Below are 26,981 nucleotides of genomic sequence, written 5' to 3'. Positions count from 1 at the left end.
AGGTTACCTGATAACTTTGTGCAAGACAATACTAACACATAGATATGGATATGTATTAAATAATCCGTTACTTTATGCAGGTCCAAATGGAGAGGTTATTTCTGTTTTAATTGGTATAAGTGTTGGAGTTGTAATCAATGGAATTATGAATTCTATTAATAGATTTCCATTCTCTTATGGTGCTGAAAAGCTTTACCGTGACAGATTATATCTGAGTATAGTTATTCTGCAGAAGTGGTAGTAGGACTTATAAAATATCATTATAAAAACCTTTAAATATGAATATGAAATTTGAAACTAAGTATAACCGTATACTATTATTGATAATCTATACTATTTTGTTTTTTGTTATAGCTATTTATGGGGCAGGTTTTGTTTTTAAAGTTATAGATGTTTTTACAATTAGTATTCTTACTCTATTTATATTTAAGTATAAGGATTATAATAGCTTTTTAAAAATAAGGTGCTCTTTATTGAATTGTACTTTACTTATAGTAACGGCAATCTCTTTGGCTTTTTTAGGTAATGCTATTTATGCTAGAGGAGATGAATTTAATTATGTAATGCAACAACGTTATGAATATTCTCCATTTAGTTTGTTTGGTTTATTTGTACTAAGCCCCGTTATTGAAGAACTTTTGTATAGAAAATATTGGTTTAGATTTTTGACAGAGAAACATAAGAGAGTTGTTTCTATTATTCTCATTTCTCTTGTGTTTAGTTTAACACATATTTTTGGTGAAATACCTTTAATTATACCATTTATCTCAAGTATATTTTTATTCTGGATATATAATAAAACTCAAAACATAAGTTTATGTGTTTTGTGGCACATAGTTTTTAATATTACATCATTTTATTCACCTGCTTTCTTTACAATAGATAATATAGGGAATCTGAAAATGCTTAGTTTAGTAGTTAGTTTATTATCTTTATTACTGCTTTTCTTCTCTTTTAAAAGAAATGAATAATACTCCATACAGAAGTGGTTTTTAGTATATTATTATTTTTCGTAGGTATAGGAAAACTAGAAGAGCACTTTCTAAGCTGTATGCAGCACACCATTGAAATAGCTTTAGATACAACAAGCTCATTACAACTTTATAAATAGATAAACGAAGTATAAGCTTTGAATTTAGAAGAACCCTCGCTACTTTGTAAAGCTCTTGTTACTGGCTCGCGTTCTTGTCAGTTCGTTTATTATATAAAAGCCATCTACAACTCCAAACTTCTACAACCCCTCATTCAGTCTATTTTCCAAAGACATTTACCAAAGTATCGGCAATTTTCTTCATAAACATAAGGAAGAGTGATAAAGACAGACAAAAAGCAGCCTGTCAATATAGTGAAATGCAATGATGGAACAAGGATAGTAGTTTGATAGCATACTGTTCGCATTAAAAAGACGCAAAATTATGCGACCAGTATGTGATCACTATGCGATAATTATGCGACCAGTGCTGATAGGGTTTGATAATCAATAGATTAAAGTGATGCTTTATAGCGATAAAAATGTACGGGTTTTTAGGCATTCGAAATTATATTCGTGCCATCAAAATTACTTGCTCTTGCAGAGGGCTGGAAAACTACTCCGAAGTAATTGTTTTTTGTTGAAATATTAGATAGACTCAAAATATTGAGGGGTTTACGGATTTCCGTAATGAGATTAAAGAAAGTTTTGATATGTTTGACTTTGATAAGATACTAGTTGAATATTTTGAATGACGTGAAGTTGTACTTATAACAAGTTAGGATTTATGAAATTATATCGCAAACCTTTTTTATACAAATTAGTCTAGGATTGGATTACTTTGTTATAAACAGAAATATTCTTTTTAAGTAGCTTATTTTAAATTAAATAGTTTAGCATAGTCATTTTACGAAATGTCACTACAAACGTTTTTCGCAAAACGTATAGTTGTATTGTTCGTTAAAAAAGATATAAGGTGCTATTTTTCCAAAAATCTGTAGAAAAACTAATCTAAAAATCTATGAGTTACTTTAGTGATAAGGAATATAACGAAGAAGACAGAAGAAATAATGCATTTCAAGCGGTTAATGCAGTTCGTGAAGCAGTGAGTTTGGCTAAAAGAGCAAACCAACCTGTAACTTATGAACAGACACTTGATATTATCGAAGATTTAAATCCTCAATTATATTATGAAGTTACAACTTTACTTGCAAGAAAAAATGAAAGTGATGTTGTTAAATTTTTTAAAGAAAAAGCAGAAAACAAATCAACAGATAAAGTTATAATTGATCCTATCGACTTAATAAATGAAGAGTTAGAAGAGCTTGAAGAAATTATTAAAAAAGATAAGTCCAAAAGATTTTTAAATAAGCGAATTTTTGATTTAAAAAATGCTTTAACATATTTTCAACCTCGAAAAATTTCAGAACATAAAATATTGAATAGAGATTTTTATTTGGCTGAAAGACCTTCATTTAAATTTTCAGAAACGTTATATAAAGATGATGAATTTGTAGATTATAAATTAGATGATAACAAAGTTTTGCGTTTAAGACTATTACATCCAGATAAACCAGAACATATTATTGGTGCTGATTTGATTTATGAACAATTTAATTTAAAAACTAAACAAGTTAGATTTTTAGTTTTACAATATAAAACGTGGAATTCGAATAACTTAAATCTTTCGAGTGGAAATATTGCAAATCAATTTGAAAAATTAGACAAAAACTTGTGTAAATCTGGCTTCTGTTCAAATTATGAAGGAGAAGAAAAATCTTCGGGGTATAGACTTCCATTTTGCTCTGCTTTTTTAAGGCCGACTTCATATATTGCGTCAGAAGATAGTAAACTTGTAAGTACTGGGATTCATGTTCCGATATGTCAAGTATTAAAAATTAAGGAAAATGAAAAATCCTTAACAGCAAAAAATTCAAAAGGAAAAGCAATAAGTTTTAAAATATTTGATGAATTATACGTTGAAAATATGTTAGGTTCACGTTGGTTAAATTTCAAAGAATTAGAAGATTTCTATAGTTCGAAAGATATTTTAAGTTACATTGACAGAATAAGAGTTCACGCTCAAGAAGTAACAATAGACTAAAGAAGCACACAATATACGTTTTGTAAAATAGTTGATTTTTTTTAAAAGATTGAAAATTTTGCTTTTAATTCCTAGCTACTGCGGTAAACTCAGGCACGTTACCTGCAAGCTTAAAAAAGAAACATATAAATTAACTAGAGAAAGACCTTAGAAAGGTGACTTTACATATTACCCAACAGTCGTGATGAAAGCCACATCCTTCTTCTAAGAGCTATAAATTTGAAATAATGTATTTATCACAACTTAAAATAAAGGGATATAAGGTTTTCAATTCTGAATTCAATATTAAATTCAATAAAGGTTTAACTGTTTTAATAGGGGAAAATGGATGTGGGAAAACAACCGTAATTGACGCTATTAGACTTCTTTTAAATGAGGATGAATTTGGTAGAATTGGTATGTAGGCTTCCCTAAAAATCGGACAGTTGTTAATTCGAAATTATTAACTTTAAACAAAACTGTCAAATATGAAAACAAGTAATTTTAGTGAGAGTCAAATAATTAAAGCTCTCAAAGAAAATGAACAAGGAAGATCAGTAAGTGAAATTTCTCGAGAATTAGGAATTGACAAGAGCACGTTTTACTATTGGAGAAAGAAGTATGGTGGAATGGAAAAACAAGAGCTGAAACGTTTAAAAGAACTTGAAGAAGAGAATCGCAAGCTCAAACAGATGTATGCTGATGTTAGTTTAGACAATAAAATGCTCAAAGATATTCTGTCAAAAAAGTTCTAAGCTCAGCAGATAAAATAGAAAGGGTAAAGTATCTGTTAGAGCAATATAAGTTATCCATTGTTCGTATTTGTTCATTAGTTGGACTATGCCGATCAATGTGGTATTACCAAAGTAAAAAAGATGATACAGAAGTCATTGATAAACTAAGTGAATTAGCAGAACAATACCCTACTCGTGGCTTTGATGAGTACTATCATAAGATACGCAGAGAAGGACTTATATGGAACAGAAAAAGAGTTCTACGCGTTTATCGCTTAATGAAACTAAGTCTAAGAAGAAAACATAAGAAACGTTTAATAACAAGAGTTAAACAGCCTTTAGAAACGCCAAAAGTGCTCAATGAGTGTTGGAGTATGGACTTTATGAGTGACTTACTTACAGATGGCAGAAAAGTAAGAGTTTTTAATGTATTAGACGACTGTAATAGAGAAGCAATAGCTATTGAAGCTGGATTAAGCTATCCTGCAAGAGCAGTAATAGAAACATTAGAAAACCTAAAACAAGAAATAGGTACTCCAAAGTACATTAGATGTGATAACGGTCCTGAATTTATCTCTAAAACCTTTGTAAATTGGTGTGAGAAGAATTTTATAGAAATTAAATATACCCAGCCTGGCAAACCAATGCAGAATGGATATATAGAACGTTTTAATCGATTTTTTAGAGAGGATATATTAGATGCTTTTTACTTCAATGATATCTACCAGTTACAAAGATTGGCTGATAAATGGAGAGAGGATTACAATTTTAACCATCCTCATAAAGCATTAGGAAATAAATCTCCTAAAGAATATAAGCCCAGATTTGATGAAGAATTTAAATTCTTCATCAAATCTGAACATAATAAGAATTATTTATCGAATTTAGAGGTGTCCTAAAATGGGGAAGCCTACAGGTATTACAGAATCACATTTCCATAAATCTCTTGATAAACCGGCTAGAGAAGCTGGCTCAGACAGCATTGAAGTAAATGGGAGTTTTTCTGGGCTTAATGGGGATGAACAAATCGCCTATCTTCCATGGCTTGATGCAACTGATAACAGTAAAGCATATTTAAATAAAAGAATTGATAATAAACCCAATCCAAGAGGCAGATATGATTATACAACTTGGGGTGGTGAATCTCTATCAAGTATCTTTGAATGGGAGCTTATTAATGCTATAAGTTGTATCTATTTACCACCATTAAGAGATGCGGAAAGTAAATTAGAAGCTTTTCGCGGTTCTAGACTCTCAAGACTTTTTAGAAAAGAGAAACCTAAAAAAGGAGAACCTAAACATAGTATTGAAGAGAAATTTGAAACTCTAAATTCAGAAATACTTAAAGATCAATCGATAAAAAAAGTAAATGAATCGATAAGAAAATATTTAAAAGAGAGTTTAGGAACTATTTTAGGGCAAGATGCTTCAATACAATTTGCTGAAGTTAATTTCGATAGGATTATAGAGAGGTTAAGATTATTATTTTATCCTAATATAAGCTCTTTTACAAAACCGGAATTTTTTAGAGAAATATCAGAAAACAGCTTGGGCTATAATAATATTCTGTATTTAGCTACAGTATTGGCAGAGTTAGATGGTCTAGAAACAGATGTAACTAAACATAAGATTCTATTAATAGAAGAACCTGAAGCTCATTTACATCCTCAATTACAAATAAAACTTTTACAGTATTTACAAAAACAAGCAGAAGAAAATAATATTCAGATTATTGTTACTACACATTCTTCAACAATTACAGCTTCTTGTGGTTTAGAATCTCTTAATGTTTTAACAATTATAGAAAATAATAATCCTACTTCAACCTTAATAGCTGATGTCAATCTAGAAAAAGAAAATTTGTATTTTCTTGAACGTTGGTTAGATATAACAAAATCTACTTTGTTTTTTGCGAAAGGAATTTTATTTGTTGAAGGAATTGCAGAAGCATTAGTTATAAAAGAACTTGCTAAAAAAGTGATCAAAAGACATGTTGAAAAAGAGAAAGGATTTCCTGAAAATCTAGATGATTTTGGAGTTTCAATAATCAATTTAAACGGTATATACTTTAGACATTTTATGCAATTATTTCAAGGATATAAATTTGATAAAAATGGTGATCTAATTGATGGTATTGTATCCATTCCTATTAGATGTGCAGGTATTACAGATTGTGATCCAAAGACTATAAGTAAACCAACAAATTCAAAAAAATGTGATTGTAACAATCCTCAATATTACTTAAAAGAGGAGTTTGAAATGAATTCGAAAAATTGTAGATTATATTCAAATCTTAAAACATTTGAATATGACTTAGGATTACTTGATAATAATTTAAAAGTTTTAATCCAAATATTTGATGAATGGTTGGATACAGACGGTGAAACTAAGATACAACTAACAGAATGGAAAAGTTTAAAATGGGATAAACAGACTGAAATTGAAAAAGCAGAAATTGCATATAAACTTCTTAATTATATTGAAAATACTAAAAATAAAAATAAACAAGTTTTAGGTAAAGGTCAATTTGCTCAAAAATTAGCATATAAATTATCTTCAGAAACTAATATTGAATTTTCAGTTCCTAAATATATTGAAGATGCAATCTTATGGGTTATTAACAATGAAAAAAAAGCTGTAGATGTATAATTTATCAATAGATGAAAAATTAGATAAAGTTAAAAAAAGGCTTAATACTTTAGATCGTAATTTAAGTGAAGAACAACTTGACTTCATTTTACATCCAATTAATAAAGCTTGCTATTTAAAGGCTTGTCCTGGAAGTGGTAAAACTGAAGTAGTTGGTATCAAAGCAGCATATGAAATTTCAGATTGGAAAGATAAATTTACAGGCCTTGCTGTTTTAAGTTTTACTAAAAATGCAGCAAAAGAAATTACAGATAGAATAAATAAGTACAATGGGAATAATGCAACAAAACATCCTCATTTCATTGGCACTATTGATTCTTGGTTACATGGTTATATCTTACATCCATATGTCCATAAAATAAGTGGATTTAAAGGTAGAGAAGGAAATAAAAGTTACTCTTTGTTAGAGAATTCTACCGACTTAGGTTTTCTTGCTAATAATAAGTATCATATTAAATACGAATATGAAATAAGGGATGGAAATGGTAAGCCTAAAACAAAGTTGGTTCCATTTTATGCGACAGAATTTCATCTCAGACATAATGGAATTCCTATCCCAAATACTGAAAACAAATCTTTTCACAAAAATATTGATCTAACGGATTTAATAAGGATAAAAAATAATCTTAATAAAGATGGATTCTGTACCTACCAAGATGCAGAACATTTGTGTTATCTAACTTTAAAAAACAATCAAAATATTTTAGAAAGTTTAGCAAAAAGGTTTCCTTATATTATTATTGATGAATGTCAAGATTTATCTCAGAATCAACTAAGAACATTTCATCTTTTAATTGAAAAAGGTGTTTCAATTCTTCTTATTGGTGATATGAATCAATCTATATATGAATTTAGAAGAGTTGATATTCAAAAAATCAATGGTTTTATAAAATATCATAAATTTAAAGAAAAATCATTATCTAAAAATTTTAGAAGTAATCAAAAAATAGTCAATGTCTCACTCGGACTTGAAAAATATAATACTGGTATCACTCCAAATCAAATTATAGGCAGTGAAATAGAAAGAGTCTCTAAAAGTTGTATTGTTTGGGAATACACTGACGAAGATTTGTGTAAACTTCCGCAAAAATTTATTGATTATATAAACCTAATAAACTCCACATCACAACATCCTGACTTACATATTCTAATTAATAAAAGTGGTATACTTGCAAGAGGACATAATACTCTTTCTAATTTTAGATCACATCTATCATCTAATTTAAACAAAATTGAGCTAATTGCAAATGCTTTAAACTGCTGGTCTAATAATCCAAGAACAAGTAAAGATATACAAAATGCTTTACAACAAATTGGTAAAGCTATTTCAATACTTGCTTATAATGGCAAAGGAAATCATCAACATCAATATTGCCCAGATGTTTACAACCAAATTGAATGGAGAAATCAACTTAGTGATTTAATAAATCAAATGACCAATAATTCTACAAGTATTTACCCTTTTACAAATGTAACATGGAAAGAATGGATAAAAAAACTTAAACAATTTTTAGAGAATTATTGGAATCAGCTTCGCTTCCCAATTAATGACTGGGATTCTGTAAAAGGAAAAATAAAATCTGCTAGTGGAATGACAGACAAACTTGTTTCTGAAACTTTAAAAGCATTAGAAAATACATATTCAGAAAAAATACGAATGACAACCTTCCATGATGTTAAAGGTGAAACTCTTGATGCTGTTTTAGTTGTCTCATCTAAAGATAAAAAAAGTAAAGGTGGACATTATGAACATTGGTTAAGCGAAGATCCTAATGAGAAAGAATTTGTAAGATTTGCATATGTAGCTAGCTCTAGACCTAAGCACTTACTTATCTGGGCAATTCCTAAGAAAACTAATAATAAATACTTAGCGAAAATAAAAGACTTAGGTTTTGAAACAGAATAGGTTATTTACTCACTAGGTTATAAAAAATAGTAGACTATGAATTTAGTATTATTAAAATACTGATCAGTTATTGATCTTTATATCAGAATCAAACGATTCCAATCATAGTTTAAAAACTTTCGTAATAAGGTGTTCACAACAATTTCAAAAAAGTGAGTACCCTTATTTATAAAGCATACTAGTATAAAGAGGCTAACCCTCTTTCTCCGCAGAAAAGCCCGATAACATTCGTTATCGGGCTTTTTTTATGTGCTGGTGTAACCTTATCCTTTTAAAAATACGCATAAAGGATTATTTCATTTGTAGCACAAGTAGAGTAGTTGTTTTTATGCCCAACCTCTTTACTTGGTCTATGTTATTATCTCTAATCTGTACCATCTCTTTCATGAGGGAGCACAATACCTTTGGCTTTAGATAATAAATACTAAACACATGGTTTGCCAACACGATTATCTATAAACAAGGTGTATGGTTTACTTACTTAATAATACTCATAATGAAAATACTGTCTTTTGCTCCGTGGTCTATTTTTATAAGTTTTCTACTTTTTATGCATCCAACAGCGATTTGGGCTAACAATATGGAGCCTTTAAAATTTAGGGTTAATAACCAAGATATCTTTGTTGTTATCGTTTTGATTCTAATAGTGCTATTGAGTGCTTTTTTTAGATCATTATATTTAAAGGCATCTTATCTTGATAAGTTGTACAATTTAAACAAAGAATTAGATTCAAATTTAGTAAAGATATCTATCACAAGCCTTACAAAACGTCAAATCCGTGTTTTATTAAAAAGTACAAAGTTAAAATACCTGATTGGGTTTATTTTCTTTATTTCTGCATCAAGTCTTTTTGCACAGAGTAATATCAAAACAACAGAACCATCTCTTTTAACAGAGCCAGGGATTATCATTATTTTGATTCTAATCGCAATTCCTATTCTATTGGGCGTAGTAATTATGCTTATTAAAATTTCCAATATTATTAGTGTGCAAAAAAATAAGCTAGAGGATCAGCATACAAAACAATTTAAAGAGTATTTAGAGCATTTGTCTGAAGAGGAGTCAGACTCTTTAAAAAAACGAGAGATTGCCCTAGGGTTTTCATTGTCCAATAAAGAACTCTCAGGAGAAAGTTTAATTCAAGATCAAAAGGGATTGATTTCGTTGTCAAAGACTGAACTAGCACCCGTAGTTGCTAATAAGAAAAGAAACTCTGTCAAGGTAGATATAGATCCGGGGTTGGCTAAACTTATTTTATGGTTTTTAGGAACAGCTAGCTTTTGGTTAATTGTAGGTACCACTATTGGGGAGTATTTAGGGATTAAATTTATAGCACCAGATATAGATCATAGTAGTTGGCTTAGCTTTGGAAGACTAAGACCGGTGCATACTAATGCTGTATTCTGGGGGTGGGCTTCTTTAGGGATGATTGGATTGGGGTATTATATCGTACCTAGAGTTAGTAATACAAAATTGGTCAATATTAAATGGGGATGGTATTCACTTGTTTTAATTAATGCTTCCGTTTTTATCGGGTCTATTAGTTTAATGGCTGGTGTAAACAATGGAGGAGGAGAGTATAGAGAGTATATATGGCCTATTATGTTATTGTTTGCTTTAGGGTTGTACTTTACGCTTAGATGCTATTTAAAGACTATAGCCAATAGAACGGATAAGGATATTTATATTTCTAATTGGTATATCGTTGCTGCCGTTATCTTTATTACTATAGTAGCTGTTGTTGGATATTTACCTTTTTGGCAAGATGGTCTAGGAGAGACAATCGTGCAGGGGTATTATATGCATCAAGCAGTAGGGATGTGGTTTATGCTTTTTACTCTAGGGATAGTATATTACTTTCTGCCACAACAACTTAATAAACCAATATATTCATACAGTTTAGGAATATTAGCTTTTTGGAGCCAGATATTGTTTTATACATTAATTGGAACCCATCACTTTGTTTTTAGTGCTATACCATGGTGGTTACAGACTGTTGCTATTGTAGCTAGTGTTGGAATGGTTATTCCTGTAGTAGCGGGTACAACTAATTTTTTCTTAACCTTTAAAGGAGTCTGGTATAAAATCAAGGATAGTTACACCATTCCGTTTTTTGTAATAGGTATTATGTTCTATTTTACGGGTTCTTTGCAAGGTACAGCAGAATCCTTTCGATTTACAAATCTGCTTTGGCACTTTACAGACTTTACAGTGGCTCACTCTCATTTGACGATGTATGGAATTATCACTTTTCTTTTATGGGGTTCTATATATGCATTAGTACCACAAATAACGGGTAAAGAAGCCCCACAGATTACAATCGGAGCTCATTTTTGGTTAGCCTTAATAGGATTGTTGTTTTATTCAATCCCTTTAATGTACGGAGGAACATTAAGAGGCTTAATGTGGATGGAAGACTCTGCCTTTATAGAGAGTGTTAAGTTTATGATGCCTTATTGGCTATGGAGAGCTATTGGAGGAAGTCTAATGTGGTTATCTCATCTATTCTTTGTCTATAATTTTTATAAGATGATTCAAAAAGACGAATCCGTTTCTTTAGATAGGGTAGACTTAACCTTTGAGAAACTAGCTGAAGATAGCGTAGATAATGACAAAATATTTAATAATTAGTAGATATGGATATATTTAGCAACCATAAAAAACTTTATGTAATAGCAACTATTTTATTTTTGATTCTAACATTATTTGTAGCTATTCTGCCAGCCCTAGATAATCAGTCTAAAATACATCCTTTACCTGATGCGATCCCTCTAACACAATCAGAGAAAAGAGGAAAAGATATATTTATAGCTAATGGATGTGTAGCTTGTCATAGTCAGCAAGTTAGAAATGTAGAAATGGATAGAAAATGGGGGAGTAGACCTTCTATATCTGCAGATTATGCGGGTAATAAAAGAGTTGATTTTTGGACGAATACTGCTACGCTGATGGGAACAGAAAGAACAGGTCCTGATCTTATAGATATAGGTACACGTCAACCTAGTTTAGACTGGCATTTAGTTCATCTTTATAATCCTCGTATTGTCGTTAAAGAATCCATTATGCCTTCGTATTCTTTTCTGTTTACATCTAAAGAGTCTCCTGATAAAGAGGATGTTGTAGTCAGTGTACCTGAAACATTCTTAAGGGATAAAGAATTAAAGATTGTAGCTACTCAAGATGCTTTAGATTTAGTTGCATATCTGCAAGCTTTAAAGCAGACTCCATTGCCTGGAACGATTATGACTCCTGAGTTTTTATATCCTAAAGAACAAGATGTTACACAAGGAGTAACTACAGGGCAGACTAAAACGGCTTTGGATGGTAAAAACCTTTATATGAATAATTGTGCAGCCTGTCATCAGGCCAATGGAGAAGGACTCTCTGGTGCGTTTCCTCCTTTAAAAAACAGTGCTATTGTTACTGGAGATAACCTCCAACTATTTGTCGATATTATAATGAATGGATATGATGCTAGAGAGGAGTATGGGGTAATGCCTGCGGTAGGTACTAATGCGAATTGGACGGAGGAAGAAGTTACTGCAATAGTTAACTACGAGCGCAATAATTGGGGAAATAAAGCTCCCTTGGTAACAGTAGAAGAAGTAAAACAGATCATGGATTATATCAACCAAATAAAGGATAAATAATGAAAGTAAATTGTAAAAGGATTCTTACTATAATAGGACTATTACTTGCCAATGTAATTTATGCTTGTCCTGTTTGTGAACGCAATCAACCTAAATTACTAAAAGGAGTTGTACATGGTGTAGGACCTGATAGTAAATGGGATTACACTATTATAGTGGTGATTGCTATTCTGGTTTTAGCTACGTTAATCTTCTCTATTAAATGGTTAGTAAAACCAGGAGAAGAATCTAGAGAACACATTAAAAGAACTGTATTAAACGACCTATTAGATGGAGCAAAGAAGTAGAGTATTCATTTTTATTGATGATGAACATCAACCTATTGCAGAGCTCGAAACACCTGTAAATTTCGAACTCGATACGCATAAATTAGTGGATGGGGATCATACCTTAAAAATTGTAAGTAAAGATCATACGGGAAAAGAGGGGATTAGAATTATTCCGTTTACAGTAAAGAATGGCCCGGCTATAGATATAGAAGGAATAAAGGAAAAGGCTGTGGTAGATGGTTTATTGTCTATACGCATTAATGCTTATGGAAAAGGTGATCAAAAGACTTTTTTAGTTGTAGGTAGCGAAACTCCTCAGAGTATTCCCTTTTGGGTATGGACAACTATTATTGTGATTTTTGCTTGGGGGATGTATTATCTTGTGCGTTATTTATAAAGTGTAAGCCACAATAAGCGTCATTAGGAACTGGATCACCTATCATAGGTAGAGACAATATTAAAAGAAGGAATAAAAATGCTGAATTAGAAAAACACAATAGAGTTAGGAATGTAGCTCTTGATTTTAACCCAGATTAAGCGATAGACATATAAACGAAAAGTAATTATACAAAATAGCTCTGAATTCAAGAAAAAAGCATACTGTAGTATGGTTTTAGAAGAAATGAAAGAGATATGAAGTAGAATTGCTTTGCAGTATTTGGCTAATGCTTAATCTGGGTTAAACATTCTGCAATGATTTTTATTCCTTTTTCTAAATCTTCTTTAGTTAATCTACCGAAGCTAATTCTTAATCCGTTACTAGAGTGGTCTAGATAATACTCATTAGGGTTTACTATATCAACGCCTTTACTGGTTAATAGAGCACAGAAATTCTTAAAATCTATAGTCCTATTGAGTTTAATCCAAAAAGCAAGACCTCCTTCTGGCAAGGTGAAATGGGTGGATTGGTCTAAATAATGCTTTAATAAGCTATAGGTGTAATCTCTTTTCTCTTTGTAATGAATTGTTGCTTTTTTGATATGTTTTTTAATAATTCCTTCTTTGATTAACTCTAGTATAGCTAGCTCCATTATTCTATCACCTTGAATATCAATTATCTTTCTTAGTTTACTTACTTTCTTTATTAAAGAGGTCTTACTAGTCACTAAGTAACCTATTCTAAGAGAAGGAGCGACTACCTTACTTAAAGTTCCTATGTATATATAATTTTCTAGGTTAATATGGCTACAAAGGGGTAAAATGGGTCTTGTATTATAATGAAATTCATTATCATAGTCATCTTCAATGACAGTAAAACCGTATTGGTTAGAAAGTTCGATTATTTCTAATCTTCTTTTAAGACTAAGGGTGACTGTTGTTGGAAATTGATGATGAGGGGTTAGGTAAATTGCTTTAATTCTTTTATTCGTTTTTAGCTGTTCTATAATCTCACTAGTCACTATTCCTTGGTCATCTACATGAATAGGAATAAGATTAGCCCCAGCATGTTTAAAAGCTTCCCAAGCAGAATTGTACCCAGGGTTTTCGACTAGTATATAGTCTCCTTTAGTTAATAGGGAATGAGCGATCATAAAGATAGCCATCTGCCCTCCACGTGTAATACAAATATTTTTTTCGGCTACATTCATCCCTCTTTGATGATTGAGCATATTAGCAATATGAGTAATGAATTTAGAATCGCCTAGTTCGCTTCCATATCCCATCATTTGCCATTTAGCACTTCTATTAAAAATTTGTCTATAAGCGCGTGCCAGTTCTGCTATTGGAACTATTTTACTATCAGGATAGCCATTGTCAAAGACAATATTATTGTTCAGTAATAGGTCTGTTTCTTGTCTTTCTAATAAAGGCTCCAATGTTTTTACAGGACTATCTTGCGAAATAGTATGTGCTACAAAAATTCCTTTTCTTTCTACTGATACCAGCCATTGTTCGGTAATTAAGATAGTCAGTGCGCGTACTACGGTGTTTCTATTGACATTTAGTAGAGTAGAGAGTGTACGCGTACTAGGTAGTAAATCTCCTTTTTTTAGCCTTCCTTTCTTGATGTCATCAATGATGGCGTCAGCTATTTGTAAATACAAAGCCTTATTAGATGTATTCTCTAATCTAATTTCTAATTTCCATAATCTCTTCATCTGGATTACTTGATATAGTTAACTCTTATAAAATGCAATACTCCAAATGTAGTAAATTAAACTTTATAAAGAGTTGTAAAAACAGCTTTAAGCTAGAGAACTCTGATTATATTATTACAATTGATTTAAGTGTGTAGTAATCATATGAGCAGTTTGTTTGGGGTGAGAAATAAGTCCTCCATGACCTGCGCCTTGAATAGTCTGTAATTCTATTGAATTAACTTTCTGTTTTATTGTTTTTGCAACAGCTGTATATACTAAGATAGAATCTGATCCTGTAATAAGTGTTATTTTACCATTAAATTGATTAAGGTTTTCTGGTTTTATATTTAACCTTTCAGGATCATTAGCTTGATCAAGCCAAGTAGTGTAACTAGCTGTCATTGTATTTCTGGCTCTTTGATCAAAAACAGAATACCAACTACCTTTTCCAAAGGCTACTTTTTCAATAAAATTAAAGGTTCCCTGTTCAATGTGTCCTTGTTCAAGTAAAGTTTTACTTTTTTGCATTTCATTCTGTACCTCTGATAGAATTTGTTTGTATTCAGTTTGTCCTTTAAGCATCCCAAAAATAGGAGGTTCATATAAAACAATACTCTCAACTCTATCAGCGTGATTATTGGCTAGTTCAATTGTGATATTTGCTCCATAAGAATGTCCTATAAAATGAGCTTTCTTAATCTGTAAAGCATCGAGTAGGGAAACGGCATCTTGGACATCCATTGATATTGTACCTTGTTCTTTATCTGGAGAAGAAGCACTATGTCCTCTTCTATCATATAAAATGATGGGATTAGTAGTAGTTTTAATTAACTCTTCTGCCACTGGTAACCAAGAATTATGATCATCCCATGAACCGTGTATAAATACAATAGGTATACCTTGCCCTTTTTTATAGCGTATAGCTAAATCAATATCATTAGTATTGATAATATAAAGAGGGGTATTTTCAATTGTAAAATATTCTAGTTCTATTTTTGAAGGTGTTTGTGCAAATACTTCAATTAAAGATAATTGAAATAGTAATAAGAATATTATCCCTATTTTTTTATATGAAAACTGTTTCATGTCTATTTAGTTTAATAAGGTTAAATGTACTTAAAATGATTTGAGATAAAAAAACATAACTAAGTAATGGCACTGTTTTTAGGAATAAAAAATATTAAACTCTTTAATTGTTAAAAGGATCAATCTGGATGCCTAAGAATAAAAAATCTGTCCCCAACTTACTACGCTACTAACTGCTACTTTTGCTTTTTATATATAATAAGACACTAGTTTATAGGCTTTTTAATCTAGATTATAAACTAGTAATCATAGCTAAACTAATTTATACAACTATGCACAACAACAACAACATTTTATTTGAATTAATCAAACGAGAAGAAAGAAGACAAAGGGAGGGCTTAGAATTAATTGCTTCAGAGAACTTTGTTAGCGAGGATGTTTTAAGAGCCAATGGATCTATATTAACTAATAAGTATGCAGAAGGATATCCTGATAAACGATATTATGGAGGGTGTGAATATGTTGACTTTGTAGAGAATATGGCTATTGCATCTTTAAAAGAGATTTATGGTGCAGAATATGCTAATGTTCAACCACATTCTGGATCACAAGCTAATGTTGCTGTTTTTTCAGTTTGCTTAAAACCTGGAGATAAAATATTAGGATTTGACCTAACGCATGGAGGGCACTTGACTCATGGTTCTTCTGTGAATTTTTCAGGCAGATTATATGTTCCTTCATTCTATGGAGTAGATCAAGAAACAGGGGTACTTAATTATGATAAAATTGAAGAGATAGCTATCAAAGAAAAGCCTAAGATGATTATAGCTGGTGGAAGTGCATATTCTAGAGATATTAATTATAGTCGTTTTAGGGAAATAGCAGATAAGGTAGGAGCTATATTATTAGCAGATATGGCACATCCTGCAGGGTTAATAGCCAAAGGATTATTAAGTAATCCTATACCGCATTGTCACATTGTTACAACAACAACACATAAAACATTGCGAGGTCCACGAGGAGGAGTTATTTTAATGGGAAAAGATTTTGAAAATCCCTTTGGATATAAGACCTTAAAAGGAGAGCTAAGAATGATGTCTAGTCTTCTAGATGCATCTGTATTTCCTGGTAATCAAGGTGGTCCACTAATGCATACTATTGCAGCCAAAGCGGTGGCTTTTAATGAAGTATTGACAGATGATTTTAAGGTATATGCTAATCAGATTCAAAAAAACATGAAAGTAATGGCAGATGCTTTTTTGTTGCGCGGATATAATATTGTCTCTGGAGGAACGGATAACCATTTAGTATTAATTGATTTAAGAAATAAAGATATATCTGGTAAGGAGGCTGAAAGTATTTTAGAACACGCTGGGATTACAGTGAATAAGAATATGGTTCCTTATGATGATAAATCGAACTTCATTACTTCTGGTATTAGGGTAGGAGCTGCGGCAGTAACAACCAGAGGGTTAAAAGAAGCAGATATGAAAAAAATAGTGCACTTTATTGATGAAGTATTAATATATAAAGATAATGCTACGAAACACAAACAGATAAAGCAAGAAATTCAAAATATGATGAAAGATTATCCTATGTTTTCTAGGTAATCTTAGATATAATAGCAGTAATTGTTTCTAAATATAGAATCACTAATTCTAGAGACCGTGTGTTGTGAGTAGAAAATGTAGTCTCTATATTTAACTTTAACTATGCTATAAATGGAATACCTCGTGTGCAACTTCTCACGAGGTATTGCATTTATTGATGTTTGATAAAATGATCTTTCAGAATATGAATAGCTTGAAGGATTTCTTTCTCGTTTAAAGAAGCAAATCCAAATCTAAAAGCATTCTCTTCTTTACTAATATGTTTAATCCTTAATTTGGATAGGTTTTGTATTGCTGATATTGGATATTGTTTATCTACTTTTATCCATACTGCCATCCCTCCTGTAGGCAAAGTGTAAGAAATATACTTGTTCAGTTCCTTTTTTAATAGTTGATCTAATAACTCTAGTCTTTCCTGATAAAACTTTTTAGCTTTTTTAAAATACCTTGTAAATTCTCCTTCTTTAATCAAGCTAGCTAAAGAGTTTTGCATATAGGCATCATTTCCTACATCAATTGTTTTTCTTAGTTCAACACATTGTTGAATGAAGTTTTTTGGAGCGACCATAAAACCTATACGAATGGATGGTCCTAATATTTTAGAAAATGAACCGATGTAAATAACATTACCATTATGCCCGCCACTAGCTAATGGAAGGTATGGAGGAGTTGTATAGTGATAATCAAAGTCATAATCATCTTCTATGATAGCGAAGTGATATTGCTTAGAAAGTTCTAAGAGGTGCACACGTCTGTCAACACTTAAAGTGACAGTAGTAGGGTAGTGATGATGAGAAATAACATAAACAGCTGTTATTGTTGTTGTTTTACAAAGTGACTCCAGTTCGTCTGTTTTTAGTCCTTTTTCATCTATTCCTATTTCTAACACTTTCGCTCCAGTATTGCTGAATGTTTGACTAGCTTTTGGGTAATTAGGTTTAGCTACAACAATTTTTGCCTTTTTATTGAGTAATAATTGTGCTGATAGATAAATACTCATTTGGGCTCCATGAGTAATAAGAATATTCTCTTTAGAGAAAATAAGCCCTCTAGTTTCGGATAGGTAATTGACAAGTTGTTCTCTTAGGGCGAGGGTTCCCTGTGGGTTTTCAAGATTAGCATTTTTAATTGAATAGGTTCTTGTAACATAAGAGCGATAGGTCTTTAATAATGCACTTATTGGTGAAAGCCTAATATCTGGAAAACCGTCATCGATAATAATATCTGGAATAACTGTGTTTTCTTCTACAGAGTGATCTACATCATGGTATTGATTAAATGGTAAATTAAAGTCAATATCATAGGAGTTTATACTAGAGAATTCTTCCCACTTTGATGCTTTGAGATTAGGAATGGACTCTGATATAGTTGCTCTTTTTCGAGGTGACATAGAAATCCAGTCTTGTGTATACAGTTCTTCGTAAGCTGCAATTATAGTTTTTCTGTGAAGGTTTAAAGAATTTGCTAAATCTCTACTTCCTGGGAGTTGATCTCCTGCTTTTAGGTATCCATTTTTTATTGCATTGATAATTGATATAGCAATTTGTCTATAGATAGGCATTTTACTTTTTTTATCGATACGAATGATATGTTCTATTGGGTACATATGAACTATAAGTTGATTTATAACGGATACATAAATATAGAGTAAATAACGAGAAAGAATTGTTGTTTTTGTTGAATAATCGGTAAGGGAAAAAATGTCTTTTTCTTACCGATTATTCAACTCTAATGTTGGCCAATAAGACAACTTATTATTTTTATATCAATTAGTGTCTAATGTAATTTTAGCTTTTGGACTTAGTTAGATGTAATTGAAGAAAACCACTTCTTACTTTATGAGTTACAATATCAAATTTAGTGTTTAGTTTATCATACAATCCTAAAAGATCACCATTCCCTATAATGATTGGGTTGATATTAAAGTAAATATCAGTTACGAGTTCTTTCTCTATAAAGGCGTTGTAAGTACCCGTTCCACCACCAATAGCTAGTTCTGTAATTCCTTTTGTAGCCATATAGGTTATCGCTTCTTCAGGGCTATTAATAAAGGTGTAACCTTCTATAAGGGGATGTGTATTATTAGAGAGTACAATTATTTCTATCCCCTTAAAAAGATCTTTAACCTTTTGAGGTGACTTTTGAAAGTTTTGAAAAGTCTTCATGCCAATAACTAAGTTCCCAATCTGATGTGCAAGTTCAAGGTAGAAACTTAAGGCCTCTGGTGTCAATTGGTAAGCAGGGTTGTCTGATAGAAATATTCTTCCATTGATAGAAATATTTGCGATTAAGGATACTTTCATTTGATTGTTTTTTAGAATTTCAACAAATCTAAGATGTGCTTCCTTTATATTTGCTATGACTTACCTCAAGGATAGTAACTAAAACAATGGCAACAAGAAAAAACGATACAGTATCTAAACAAACAATTTTAGCACTAAGAGATGCTATTGAATTACTTAGTGGCAAGTGGAAATTTTGTATTCTTAATCATCTACGTACTAATGGAGTAATGCGATTTAAAGACTTGCAAGAACACGCAAAGGGAATTTCTCCTAAGGTATTGTCTAAAGAACTGCAGGAGTTGGAGGATAATTTACTAATTACTAGAACGGTTAACTCAACCAAACCAATCACAGTATCTTATAGTCTTACTGAGCACGCTCTAGAGAGTTATCCTGTCTTAGAATCTTTAATAGAGTTTGGCCAAAAGCATAGAGATAAAATTAAAGATAAATAGTGTAAGTAATGTGATTAACGATACATTAAATAGTGAAGGATAAAGGTACTTGTCATCAAAAGGAGGGAGGTACTTCTTTTTTGAAGATTTAAAAATATGTGTGAATATGGCTGTATTTATAACCCTTGATAATGTTTATAAACTATATGATCTTGATGCGGCAAGGAAGATAGATGGTATTGTTGTTTTTCATCAATACAGTAAGACAAATCAAAACTATAAGAAACATAGTCGTCTATTTGAAGGACTGTTGTTAGGTGTTGTATTAAAAGGATCAATGAAAGCTCAGATACACTTTTCTGAGTATGAAGTCAAAGAGGGAGATGTCGCTGTTATACCTCCACAGGTTATGATAGAGACAAAGTCTTTAAGTGAAGATGCAGAAATAGTAACTATTGGTCTTTCATTGGATTTTATTTCAACCTTTCCCATATTAAGAGAATTTGTAATGAATGATCAGATTCGTTGGCAACCGATTATAAGATTAGATCCCGAAGAGCTTCTCTTACAACAGGAGTTAATCAGGCTTATTGAAAAAGTATACAATAAGAAGCAAAGTTCTAATAAAATAGAAATGCTCAAACATCTTGTTATGGCATTGATTAATTTGATTATCGAAAAATATCAAGATGTGCCTAATACTAAAAACCAAACGAAGAATCGAACACACGAAATCATCGATAACTTTTACTCTTTGGTATCTACATATGCTCACAAGCAACGAAATGTACAGTTTTATGCAGATAAACTACATTTAAGTACACAGTACCTCTCGTCGTTTCTAAAACAGAATACGGGTAAATCTACTTTGAAATGGATTGATCATGTATTAGTATTGCATGCTAAAACATTGCTTAAATCATCAAGTTTATCAATAAAAGAGATTAGCAATGAATTAGAGTTCACAGACACTAGCGTGTTCTGTAGATACTTTAAACGAAATACAGGAATGTCTCCTAAGTTATATCGAGAGGAAGAGTAATATCAAGAGGCTTAGAAATAGTACCTAAAACCTCTTAAATCGTCAATACCCTGTTTTGTCACTCTGTTTACTTTTACCACATGAAAAAAACAGATAAAAAAGCAGCAGTAGGGTTTATATTTATTACCCTATTGCTAGATATAACAGGATGGGGTATCATACTTCCTGTCGTTCCGAAACTGATTGGTGAATTTATTCAAGGTGATATTAGTGAAGCCGCTAAGTACGGTGGATGGCTTGGTTTCGCCTATGCATTTACACAGTTTGTGTTTTCTCCCTTAGTAGGTAATCTTAGTGATAAGTATGGTAGACGACCTATTTTACTGATTTCTCTTTTTGGCTTTTCGATAGATTATATCTTATTAGCTCTCGCACCTTCTATAGGATGGTTATTTGTAGGTCGTATTATAGCAGGACTGACAGGAGCTAGTATTTCTACAGCAAGTGCATACATTGCTGATATATCTACTGATGAGAACAGAACAAAGAACTTCGGGGTAATAGGAGCTGCTTTTGGTTTAGGGTTTATAATAGGGCCTGTTTTAGGAGGTTTATTAGGACATTATGGAGCGCGAGTGCCTTTTTATGTAGCAGCTGTATTATGTCTTCTGAATTTCCTTTACGGGTATTTTATGCTTCCTGAGAGTCTAGATAAGAGTAAGAGAAGGTCATTTGAGTGGAAACGTGCTAATCCGATTGGTTCTTTTCAGTTTTTATTTAAACATCCTAAAATCTCCAATCTAGTATTTGCTTTAGTGTTCGTCTATATTGGACTACATGCAGTTCAGAGTAATTGGCATTTCTTTACGATGTATAAGTTTAGTTGGACAGAAAGGCTAGTGGGTATCTCATTAGGGATATTAGGATTGTTAATTGGATTGGTACAAGGAGTATTGATTAGATGGAGTGCGCCTAAATTAGGAGAGCAAAAAAGTATCTATTTAGGGCTTTTATTTTATGCATTAGGACTATTATTGTTTGCTTTTGCAAATCAAGGATGGATGATGTTAGTCTTTTTAATACCGTATTCTTTAGGGGGAATTTGTGGCCCTTCTCTTCAAGCCTTAATTAGTAAAAGTGTACCTTCTGATCAACAAGGTGAGTTACAAGGAGCCTTAACAAGTTTAGTGAGTGTTACTTCTATAATAGGTCCACCTGTTATGACTAACTTATTCTATTATTTCACTCACGAGAGTGCACCTTTTGAGTTTTCAGGAGCTCCATTTTTATTAGCGTCGCTATTGATGTTTATCAGTGCAGTGTTTATCTATTATAGTTTTAAAAAATAAGCGTGGGGTATTGTGAAAAATATTTTAGATAGTAATCATGATTTTAAGACAATTTAATAATAAGCAGCCCAAGCAATACACTGACTACGAGGATGCCACTTATGATAAGTACTCCTTGTCCTATATGCTTCATATATCTTTTTCCATCAAAGGTGAAGTCTTGAGGATGAATACTAAACTCTTTAAATATAGAAGGGTCTATTTTTAAATCAGGTCTAAAGCGAACAATACCTTCTATAAACTTTGCTCTTAACGCTCTTGCATTTTTGATTTGATATACGCTCCCAACATCTGCGCCGTCAAATACAACTTCAGTTTGAACGCCGTCTATTCCTACAGCTAGCCTCCATGTCTTATTTACAGGTACTAAGTATACGTCATAGTACTCTGAACGGTAAGAATGCCCTAATTGATCATAAAGAATTTCAGCAGTACTTCCATCTTTTTTAGAAAAGTGGATACCTTGATCATCTATTTTTATATTTCTTATGGCTACAGCCATTTTACTTTTTATATAACGATAAAAGCGATATAATACTATAGCCCATATAGGATAGTAGAATAGACCTATAATGACCAATGTCTTGATCTGCGTTGATACCAATAAGGGCAACAAAGCCAGTAAGATAAATAAGCTCACTAGCAGCGCACCTCCAGAAATATTGAAGATCCAAGTAAGTAGTACATTATCCTTAGAGTATAGTGGTAAAAAATCTTTTTGACAATTCTTTTGCATTCGTCGAATATACAAAAAAAGCATAAAAGGAGACTTTTTGAAGTGTTTTTTGTTGAATAATTTAAGTGGTCAGTAGTAATAACTATTGGATAAATTCCTCGGATTATTTCAGTGATAACTATTCCTAAGTATATAAGAGAGAAGAATTACTTTTTGTTAGATAAAATCTCTTTTGATTGTATACAAGAATATAATAACGAGAGGATAGTTATTTTAATAATGATAAAATTATGCTAATAAAAAAAGTTGTATATATTTGATGTTTAAATGTTTTATATTTATTTGATTAAATAAGTGTGTTTATTTCTTATTTTATAAGAATTTTGTATTTAAAAATAGGTGCAATAAAAAAGAGTGGGTGATTAGAAAAAAAGAACTAATGAATAAGCTAGGTTTAGAAGAAAAACGAAATATTAGACAAGAAAGAAACTTTTCAGAATCCTATAGGTATAGGATTGAAGAAGTAAATATGGTTCAAAAAATCTACTCTGATATGAGAGGTCGTAAAATGATTTTGAAAAGCACATTATTGTTCTTTCTTTTTTTATCACCTTTCTTTTTGTTTTCACAAACTAAAATAAAAGGACAAGTTCTTACTACAGACAGTAATTCTATTGAATTTGCAACAGTATTATTACTAACTAAAGAGGGGAAGCTATTAAAATCCGATATTTCTGATGAGAATGGATTCTTTCAAATAGAAGAAGAACAAGGGGAATACCTATTTAAAATAGCCTATTTAGGAAATGAACTTTTTGAAAAAGAAATTAACATAAAAGAGAATGTTGATTTAGGAGTGATTAGAATCGACTATGGAACTGAATTGAAAGAAATAATGATAGAGTCGAAGCTTAAAATGAAAAAGAACTTCGATAAATATGAAGTGACTAATATTTCCAATTCAATATTAGCCAAAAATAAATCAACACTAGAGTTTCTAAATACTGTTCCTATTGTAAATGTTGCTCCAGATGGTAAATCGGTTAAGATTAAAAATAGCAAGAGTGTATCGATTCTGATCAATGGTAGAAATGTAGGAGGGAATGATGTTGCATTGAGTATGTTACAGTCTATCCCTGCAGTAGATATAAAGAAAATTGAAGTGATAGAGAATCCTGGGAGTAGTTATAGGGCTGGTGATAATGGAATCATCAATGTGATTGTAAACAAAACAAAGGAACAGCCTTTTAAAGTAGTTTTAAATGCTAAGTCTACACAATCATTCTATAATACACAAGACGGTTCAGCATACCTTGCTTTCTCTAAAGATAAATGGGCAGTCACTTCTGGAGTCAAATTAGAAAATTCTAAAAATAAAGCATATAGATATGATTCTTATATTGACTTTAAAAGTAATGACGAAACTCAAATAGAAAATAATGCTATTACAAAAGGAACAAATTATACTCCTTATGTAAATATTGATTACACTCTTAGCAAAAATCAGACTATAGGTATGAGTTTTAGCTCTAGGTTCAGTAATAACGAAACCAATAGAGACATTGTTAGTTCTTATTACAATGTAACAAACAACCAATTAGATTCCTTGAATATTGCAAAAAATAAAGATAAAATAAGTAATTACCATGTAGTATATTATAATTTGAATCATAAGATTGTATTAGATACTTTAGATAGTAATATAAGTTCAGATTTTAACTATTATAATTCTAGGAATAATAGAGATATGTTTAATACGTTCTCTTACGCGAATGACATAGAAAAGAGGTTTCTACAAAATCCTGACAATACTACTGAGTTAATAGAGTTTAAGACAGATTATGAGAAAAACTTCAAAGATAGTAGTAAGCTGACTACGGGGATTAATTATTCTAAGAGTAATATTCAAAGTGACAATTTTTTTGGGAATTACAATGGTGTTGAATATGTATCTGATGATAGGCAAACTAATGTGTTTAAATATAAAGAAGACTACTTTGCTTTATTCGCGAATTACCGTAAGTTGTTTTCAGAATCTTTTGGTTTGCTTATTGGTTTGCGTTATGAATATTTATCAGCAAAAGGTACTTTAAAATCAGATTCTGAAACTGTAAAAATAAGTAATTCAAACTTGTTTCCATCTTTAGCCCTTTTGTATGGAATAAATGACGAGCACCAATTGACTCTAAATTTTGCTAGTTCTATAACTCGTACTCCTTATAGCAATCTTAATCCGTTTATATATATAAACTCACCGAATTCAATTAGGGTGAATAACCCTTACCTTAAAAATACTAAAAAATCATTTGTAGGCTTGACTTATACCTTTTTTGATGATTATAATTTAGAATTAGGTTATGCGAAGACCCATAATCTATTTAATAATTTTGATGCTGTAATTGATAATGTCATTGTGAATACGATAGATAATTTTGGAAACGGAGACGGGTATGGAGGTAATTTCTATTTTAATAAGAATCTCTTTAAGAACTGTAGGCTTCCCTAAAAATCGGACAGTTGTTAATTCGAAATTATTAACTTTAAACAAAACTGTCAAATATGAAAACAAGTAATTTTAGTGAGAGTCAAATAATTAAAGCTCTCAAAGAAAATGAACAAGGAAGATCAGTAAGTGAAATTTCTCGAGAATTAGGAATTGACAAGAGCACGTTTTACTATTGGAGAAAGAAGTATGGTGGAATGGAAAAACAAGAGCTGAAACGTTTAAAAGAACTTGAAGAAGAGAATCGCAAGCTCAAACAGATGTATGCTGATGTTAGTTTAGACAATAAAATGCTCAAAGATATTCTGTCAAAAAAGTTCTAAGCTCAGCAGATAAAATAGAAAGGGTAAAGTATCTGTTAGAGCAATATAAGTTATCCATTGTTCGTATTTGTTCATTAGTTGGACTATGCCGATCAATGTGGTATTACCAAAGTAAAAAAGATGATACAGAAGTCATTGATAAACTAAGTGAATTAGCAGAACAATACCCTACTCGTGGCTTTGATGAGTACTATCATAAGATACGCAGAGAAGGACTTATATGGAACAGAAAAAGAGTTCTACGCGTTTATCGCTTAATGAAACTAAGTCTAAGAAGAAAACATAAGAAACGTTTAATAACAAGAGTTAAACAGCCTTTAGAAACGCCAAAAGTGCTCAATGAGTGTTGGAGTATGGACTTTATGAGTGACTTACTTACAGATGGCAGAAAAGTAAGAGTTTTTAATGTATTAGACGACTGTAATAGAGAAGCAATAGCTATTGAAGCTGGATTAAGCTATCCTGCAAGAGCAGTAATAGAAACATTAGAAAACCTAAAACAAGAAATAGGTACTCCAAAGTACATTAGATGTGATAACGGTCCTGAATTTATCTCTAAAACCTTTGTAAATTGGTGTGAGAAGAATTTTATAGAAATTAAATATACCCAGCCTGGCAAACCAATGCAGAATGGATATATAGAACGTTTTAATCGATTTTTTAGAGAGGATATATTAGATGCTTTTTACTTCAATGATATCTACCAGTTACAAAGATTGGCTGATAAATGGAGAGAGGATTACAATTTTAACCATCCTCATAAAGCATTAGGAAATAAATCTCCTAAAGAATATAAGCCCAGATTTGATGAAGAATTTAAATTCTTCATCAAATCTGAACATAATAAGAATTATTTATCGAATTTAGAGGTGTCCTAAAATGGGGAAGCCTACAGAACCATTGGAGTTTTTCGTTTAGTATGTCTTTAGAGATGTATAAAGTTAGAGGAGAGTATAATAATATTCCAGTAAAAATTGACAATACAAACTTTTATTTCAACATTAAAAACAACCTGTTTTTTGACAAGAAAAAGAACACTGTTTTAACCTTAACTTACGGTTATGACAATGGCTTCGAGGATATATTCGGTAAAGTGAATGCTCAACACTCTCTTAACCTTGATTTAGGAAGATCGTTTAATGATTTTTACGTAAGTATCGGAGCGTATGACTTATTGAAGCCAGATACTAATATGAGGTTTAGTAATTCTGCTTATAGCTTTAATAAAAAGCAAGAATATTTTAAGAGCTATTTTATAAGTATGAGATATACATTAGGAAATAAGAGAATAAAGAATGTAATTTCAAAAGAACAAAATGAACGATTAAATTAATAATAGAAGATAGTCTAGGTATTGATTAATTTATATTGAGACTTGAGATAATATGATATTTATACGAAAGAAGCTGCTTCAATAGATCTATTGAAGCAGCTTCTTTATATATTTACTTTCCTACACAAAATAGAGTAGAGGTAGATGGTATTCTCC

Annotated in this window: 25 protein-coding genes; 20 read left to right on the top strand and 5 right to left on the bottom strand. The window is 31.3% G+C overall.

Annotation, left to right across the window (positions count from 1 at the left end):
- Positions 1–16: 16 nt before the first annotated feature.
- The 12 genes from MYRA21_RS18990 (at position 17) to MYRA21_RS15110 (ending at position 12,659) form a co-directional block, all read left to right on the top strand.
- Complete coding sequence (locus MYRA21_RS18990; protein WP_144246100.1) at positions 17–241, top strand: hypothetical protein; 225 nt, start codon at positions 17–19, stop codon at positions 239–241.
- A 37-nt stretch (positions 242–278) separates the two neighbouring features.
- A complete protein-coding gene (locus MYRA21_RS15155; RefSeq protein WP_039329643.1) occupies positions 279–971 on the top strand; it encodes a CPBP family intramembrane glutamic endopeptidase in 693 nt (230 codons plus the stop codon).
- A gap of 1,020 nt (positions 972–1,991) precedes the next feature.
- On the top strand, positions 1,992–3,074 hold the full coding sequence (locus MYRA21_RS15150; protein WP_039329641.1) for a hypothetical protein: 1,083 nt from the start codon (positions 1,992–1,994) through the stop codon (positions 3,072–3,074).
- Between the two features lie 227 nt (positions 3,075–3,301).
- A complete protein-coding gene (locus MYRA21_RS19505) occupies positions 3,302–3,478 on the top strand; it encodes an AAA family ATPase (RefSeq protein WP_082013837.1) in 177 nt (58 codons plus the stop codon).
- Positions 3,479–3,541: 63 nt separating this feature from the next.
- A complete protein-coding gene (locus MYRA21_RS19200) occupies positions 3,542–3,808 on the top strand; it encodes a transposase (RefSeq protein WP_006261795.1) in 267 nt (88 codons plus the stop codon).
- A 14-nt stretch (positions 3,809–3,822) separates the two neighbouring features.
- Positions 3,823–4,686, top strand: coding sequence for an IS3 family transposase (locus MYRA21_RS18985; RefSeq protein WP_200888303.1), 864 nt, complete (start codon positions 3,823–3,825; stop codon positions 4,684–4,686).
- 1 nt (position 4,687) lies between these two features.
- A complete protein-coding gene (locus MYRA21_RS15135) occupies positions 4,688–6,436 on the top strand; it encodes an ATP-dependent endonuclease (protein ID WP_052237546.1) in 1,749 nt (582 codons plus the stop codon).
- A complete protein-coding gene (locus tag MYRA21_RS15130; RefSeq protein WP_039329638.1) occupies positions 6,429–8,342 on the top strand; it encodes a UvrD-helicase domain-containing protein in 1,914 nt (637 codons plus the stop codon). Before MYRA21_RS15135 ends, MYRA21_RS15130 begins: the two co-directional genes overlap by 8 nt.
- A 496-nt stretch (positions 8,343–8,838) precedes the next feature.
- Positions 8,839–10,974, top strand: a complete 2,136-nt coding sequence (locus tag MYRA21_RS15125; protein WP_039329636.1) for a cbb3-type cytochrome c oxidase subunit I — start codon at positions 8,839–8,841, stop codon at positions 10,972–10,974.
- Positions 10,975–10,979: 5 nt separating this feature from the next.
- Entirely contained in the window at positions 10,980–11,993 is a 1,014-nt protein-coding gene (locus tag MYRA21_RS15120) for a cbb3-type cytochrome c oxidase subunit II (protein ID WP_006263681.1), read from the top strand.
- Positions 11,993–12,280: a hypothetical protein gene (locus tag MYRA21_RS15115; protein WP_039329634.1), complete on the top strand. Its 288-nt coding sequence runs from the start codon at positions 11,993–11,995 to the stop codon at positions 12,278–12,280. Before MYRA21_RS15120 ends, MYRA21_RS15115 begins: the two co-directional genes overlap by 1 nt.
- Complete coding sequence (locus MYRA21_RS15110) at positions 12,264–12,659, top strand: hypothetical protein (RefSeq protein WP_006260115.1); 396 nt, start codon at positions 12,264–12,266, stop codon at positions 12,657–12,659. The genes MYRA21_RS15115 and MYRA21_RS15110 overlap by 17 nt, the downstream gene beginning before the upstream one ends.
- A 265-nt stretch (positions 12,660–12,924) precedes the next feature.
- Here the strand turns inward: MYRA21_RS15110 and MYRA21_RS15105 are convergent, their stop codons facing one another.
- Positions 12,925–14,361 carry a PLP-dependent aminotransferase family protein gene (locus MYRA21_RS15105; protein ID WP_039329632.1) on the bottom strand — a complete coding sequence of 479 codons (1,437 nt, stop codon included), beginning with the start codon at positions 14,359–14,361 and terminating at the stop codon, positions 12,925–12,927.
- A 114-nt stretch (positions 14,362–14,475) separates the two neighbouring features.
- Positions 14,476–15,429, bottom strand: coding sequence for an alpha/beta fold hydrolase (locus tag MYRA21_RS15100; RefSeq protein ID WP_039329630.1), 954 nt, complete (start codon positions 15,427–15,429; stop codon positions 14,476–14,478).
- Between the two features lie 272 nt (positions 15,430–15,701).
- Between MYRA21_RS15100 and glyA the strand changes: the two genes are divergently transcribed.
- A complete protein-coding gene (gene glyA, locus MYRA21_RS15095; RefSeq protein WP_039329629.1) occupies positions 15,702–16,979 on the top strand; it encodes a serine hydroxymethyltransferase in 1,278 nt (425 codons plus the stop codon).
- Between the two features lie 151 nt (positions 16,980–17,130).
- Here the strand turns inward: glyA and MYRA21_RS15090 are convergent, their stop codons facing one another.
- On the bottom strand, positions 17,131–18,585 hold the full coding sequence (locus tag MYRA21_RS15090) for a PLP-dependent aminotransferase family protein (RefSeq protein ID WP_200888296.1): 1,455 nt from the start codon (positions 18,583–18,585) through the stop codon (positions 17,131–17,133).
- A 181-nt stretch (positions 18,586–18,766) separates the two neighbouring features.
- Positions 18,767–19,282, bottom strand: coding sequence for a dihydrofolate reductase family protein (locus MYRA21_RS15085; RefSeq protein ID WP_039329627.1), 516 nt, complete (start codon positions 19,280–19,282; stop codon positions 18,767–18,769).
- Between the two features lie 86 nt (positions 19,283–19,368).
- On the opposite strand from MYRA21_RS15085, the gene MYRA21_RS15080 reads away from it, so the two are divergent.
- The 3 genes from MYRA21_RS15080 to MYRA21_RS15070 all read left to right on the top strand — a co-directional run bounded on the left by MYRA21_RS15080 (position 19,369) and on the right by MYRA21_RS15070 (position 21,990).
- Positions 19,369–19,719: a helix-turn-helix domain-containing protein gene (locus tag MYRA21_RS15080; protein ID WP_006260122.1), complete on the top strand. Its 351-nt coding sequence runs from the start codon at positions 19,369–19,371 to the stop codon at positions 19,717–19,719.
- Between the two features lie 106 nt (positions 19,720–19,825).
- Positions 19,826–20,701, top strand: coding sequence for a helix-turn-helix domain-containing protein (locus MYRA21_RS15075; protein ID WP_039329625.1), 876 nt, complete (start codon positions 19,826–19,828; stop codon positions 20,699–20,701).
- An 80-nt stretch (positions 20,702–20,781) separates the two neighbouring features.
- Complete coding sequence (locus MYRA21_RS15070) at positions 20,782–21,990, top strand: tetracycline resistance MFS efflux pump (RefSeq protein WP_039329623.1); 1,209 nt, start codon at positions 20,782–20,784, stop codon at positions 21,988–21,990.
- 43 nt (positions 21,991–22,033) lie between these two features.
- On the opposite strand, the gene MYRA21_RS15065 is transcribed toward MYRA21_RS15070, so the two are convergent.
- Positions 22,034–22,750: a hypothetical protein gene (locus MYRA21_RS15065; protein ID WP_039329621.1), complete on the bottom strand. Its 717-nt coding sequence runs from the start codon at positions 22,748–22,750 to the stop codon at positions 22,034–22,036.
- Between the two features lie 355 nt (positions 22,751–23,105).
- Here MYRA21_RS15065 and MYRA21_RS15060 point away from each other — a divergent pair, with 355 nt between their 5' ends.
- The 4 genes from MYRA21_RS15060 to MYRA21_RS15045 are packed head-to-tail and all read left to right on the top strand — an operon-like array spanning position 23,106 to position 26,825.
- Positions 23,106–25,172: an outer membrane beta-barrel family protein gene (locus tag MYRA21_RS15060; protein WP_235279952.1), complete on the top strand. Its 2,067-nt coding sequence runs from the start codon at positions 23,106–23,108 to the stop codon at positions 25,170–25,172.
- A gap of 53 nt (positions 25,173–25,225) precedes the next feature.
- Complete coding sequence (locus tag MYRA21_RS19195; RefSeq protein WP_006261795.1) at positions 25,226–25,492, top strand: transposase; 267 nt, start codon at positions 25,226–25,228, stop codon at positions 25,490–25,492.
- Positions 25,493–25,506: 14 nt separating this feature from the next.
- A complete protein-coding gene (locus MYRA21_RS18980) occupies positions 25,507–26,370 on the top strand; it encodes an IS3 family transposase (protein ID WP_200888303.1) in 864 nt (287 codons plus the stop codon).
- Positions 26,349–26,825 carry an outer membrane beta-barrel protein gene (locus tag MYRA21_RS15045; RefSeq protein WP_369813274.1) on the top strand — a complete coding sequence of 159 codons (477 nt, stop codon included), beginning with the start codon at positions 26,349–26,351 and terminating at the stop codon, positions 26,823–26,825. Before MYRA21_RS18980 ends, MYRA21_RS15045 begins: the two co-directional genes overlap by 22 nt.
- The last annotated feature ends 156 nt before the right edge of the window (positions 26,826–26,981 follow it).

It is taken from the genome of Myroides sp. A21, from assembly GCF_000807225.1.
GTDB classification, from domain to species: domain Bacteria; phylum Bacteroidota; class Bacteroidia; order Flavobacteriales; family Flavobacteriaceae; genus Flavobacterium; species Flavobacterium odoratimimum.
This window is presented reverse-complemented; position numbering and strand designations above follow the sequence as displayed.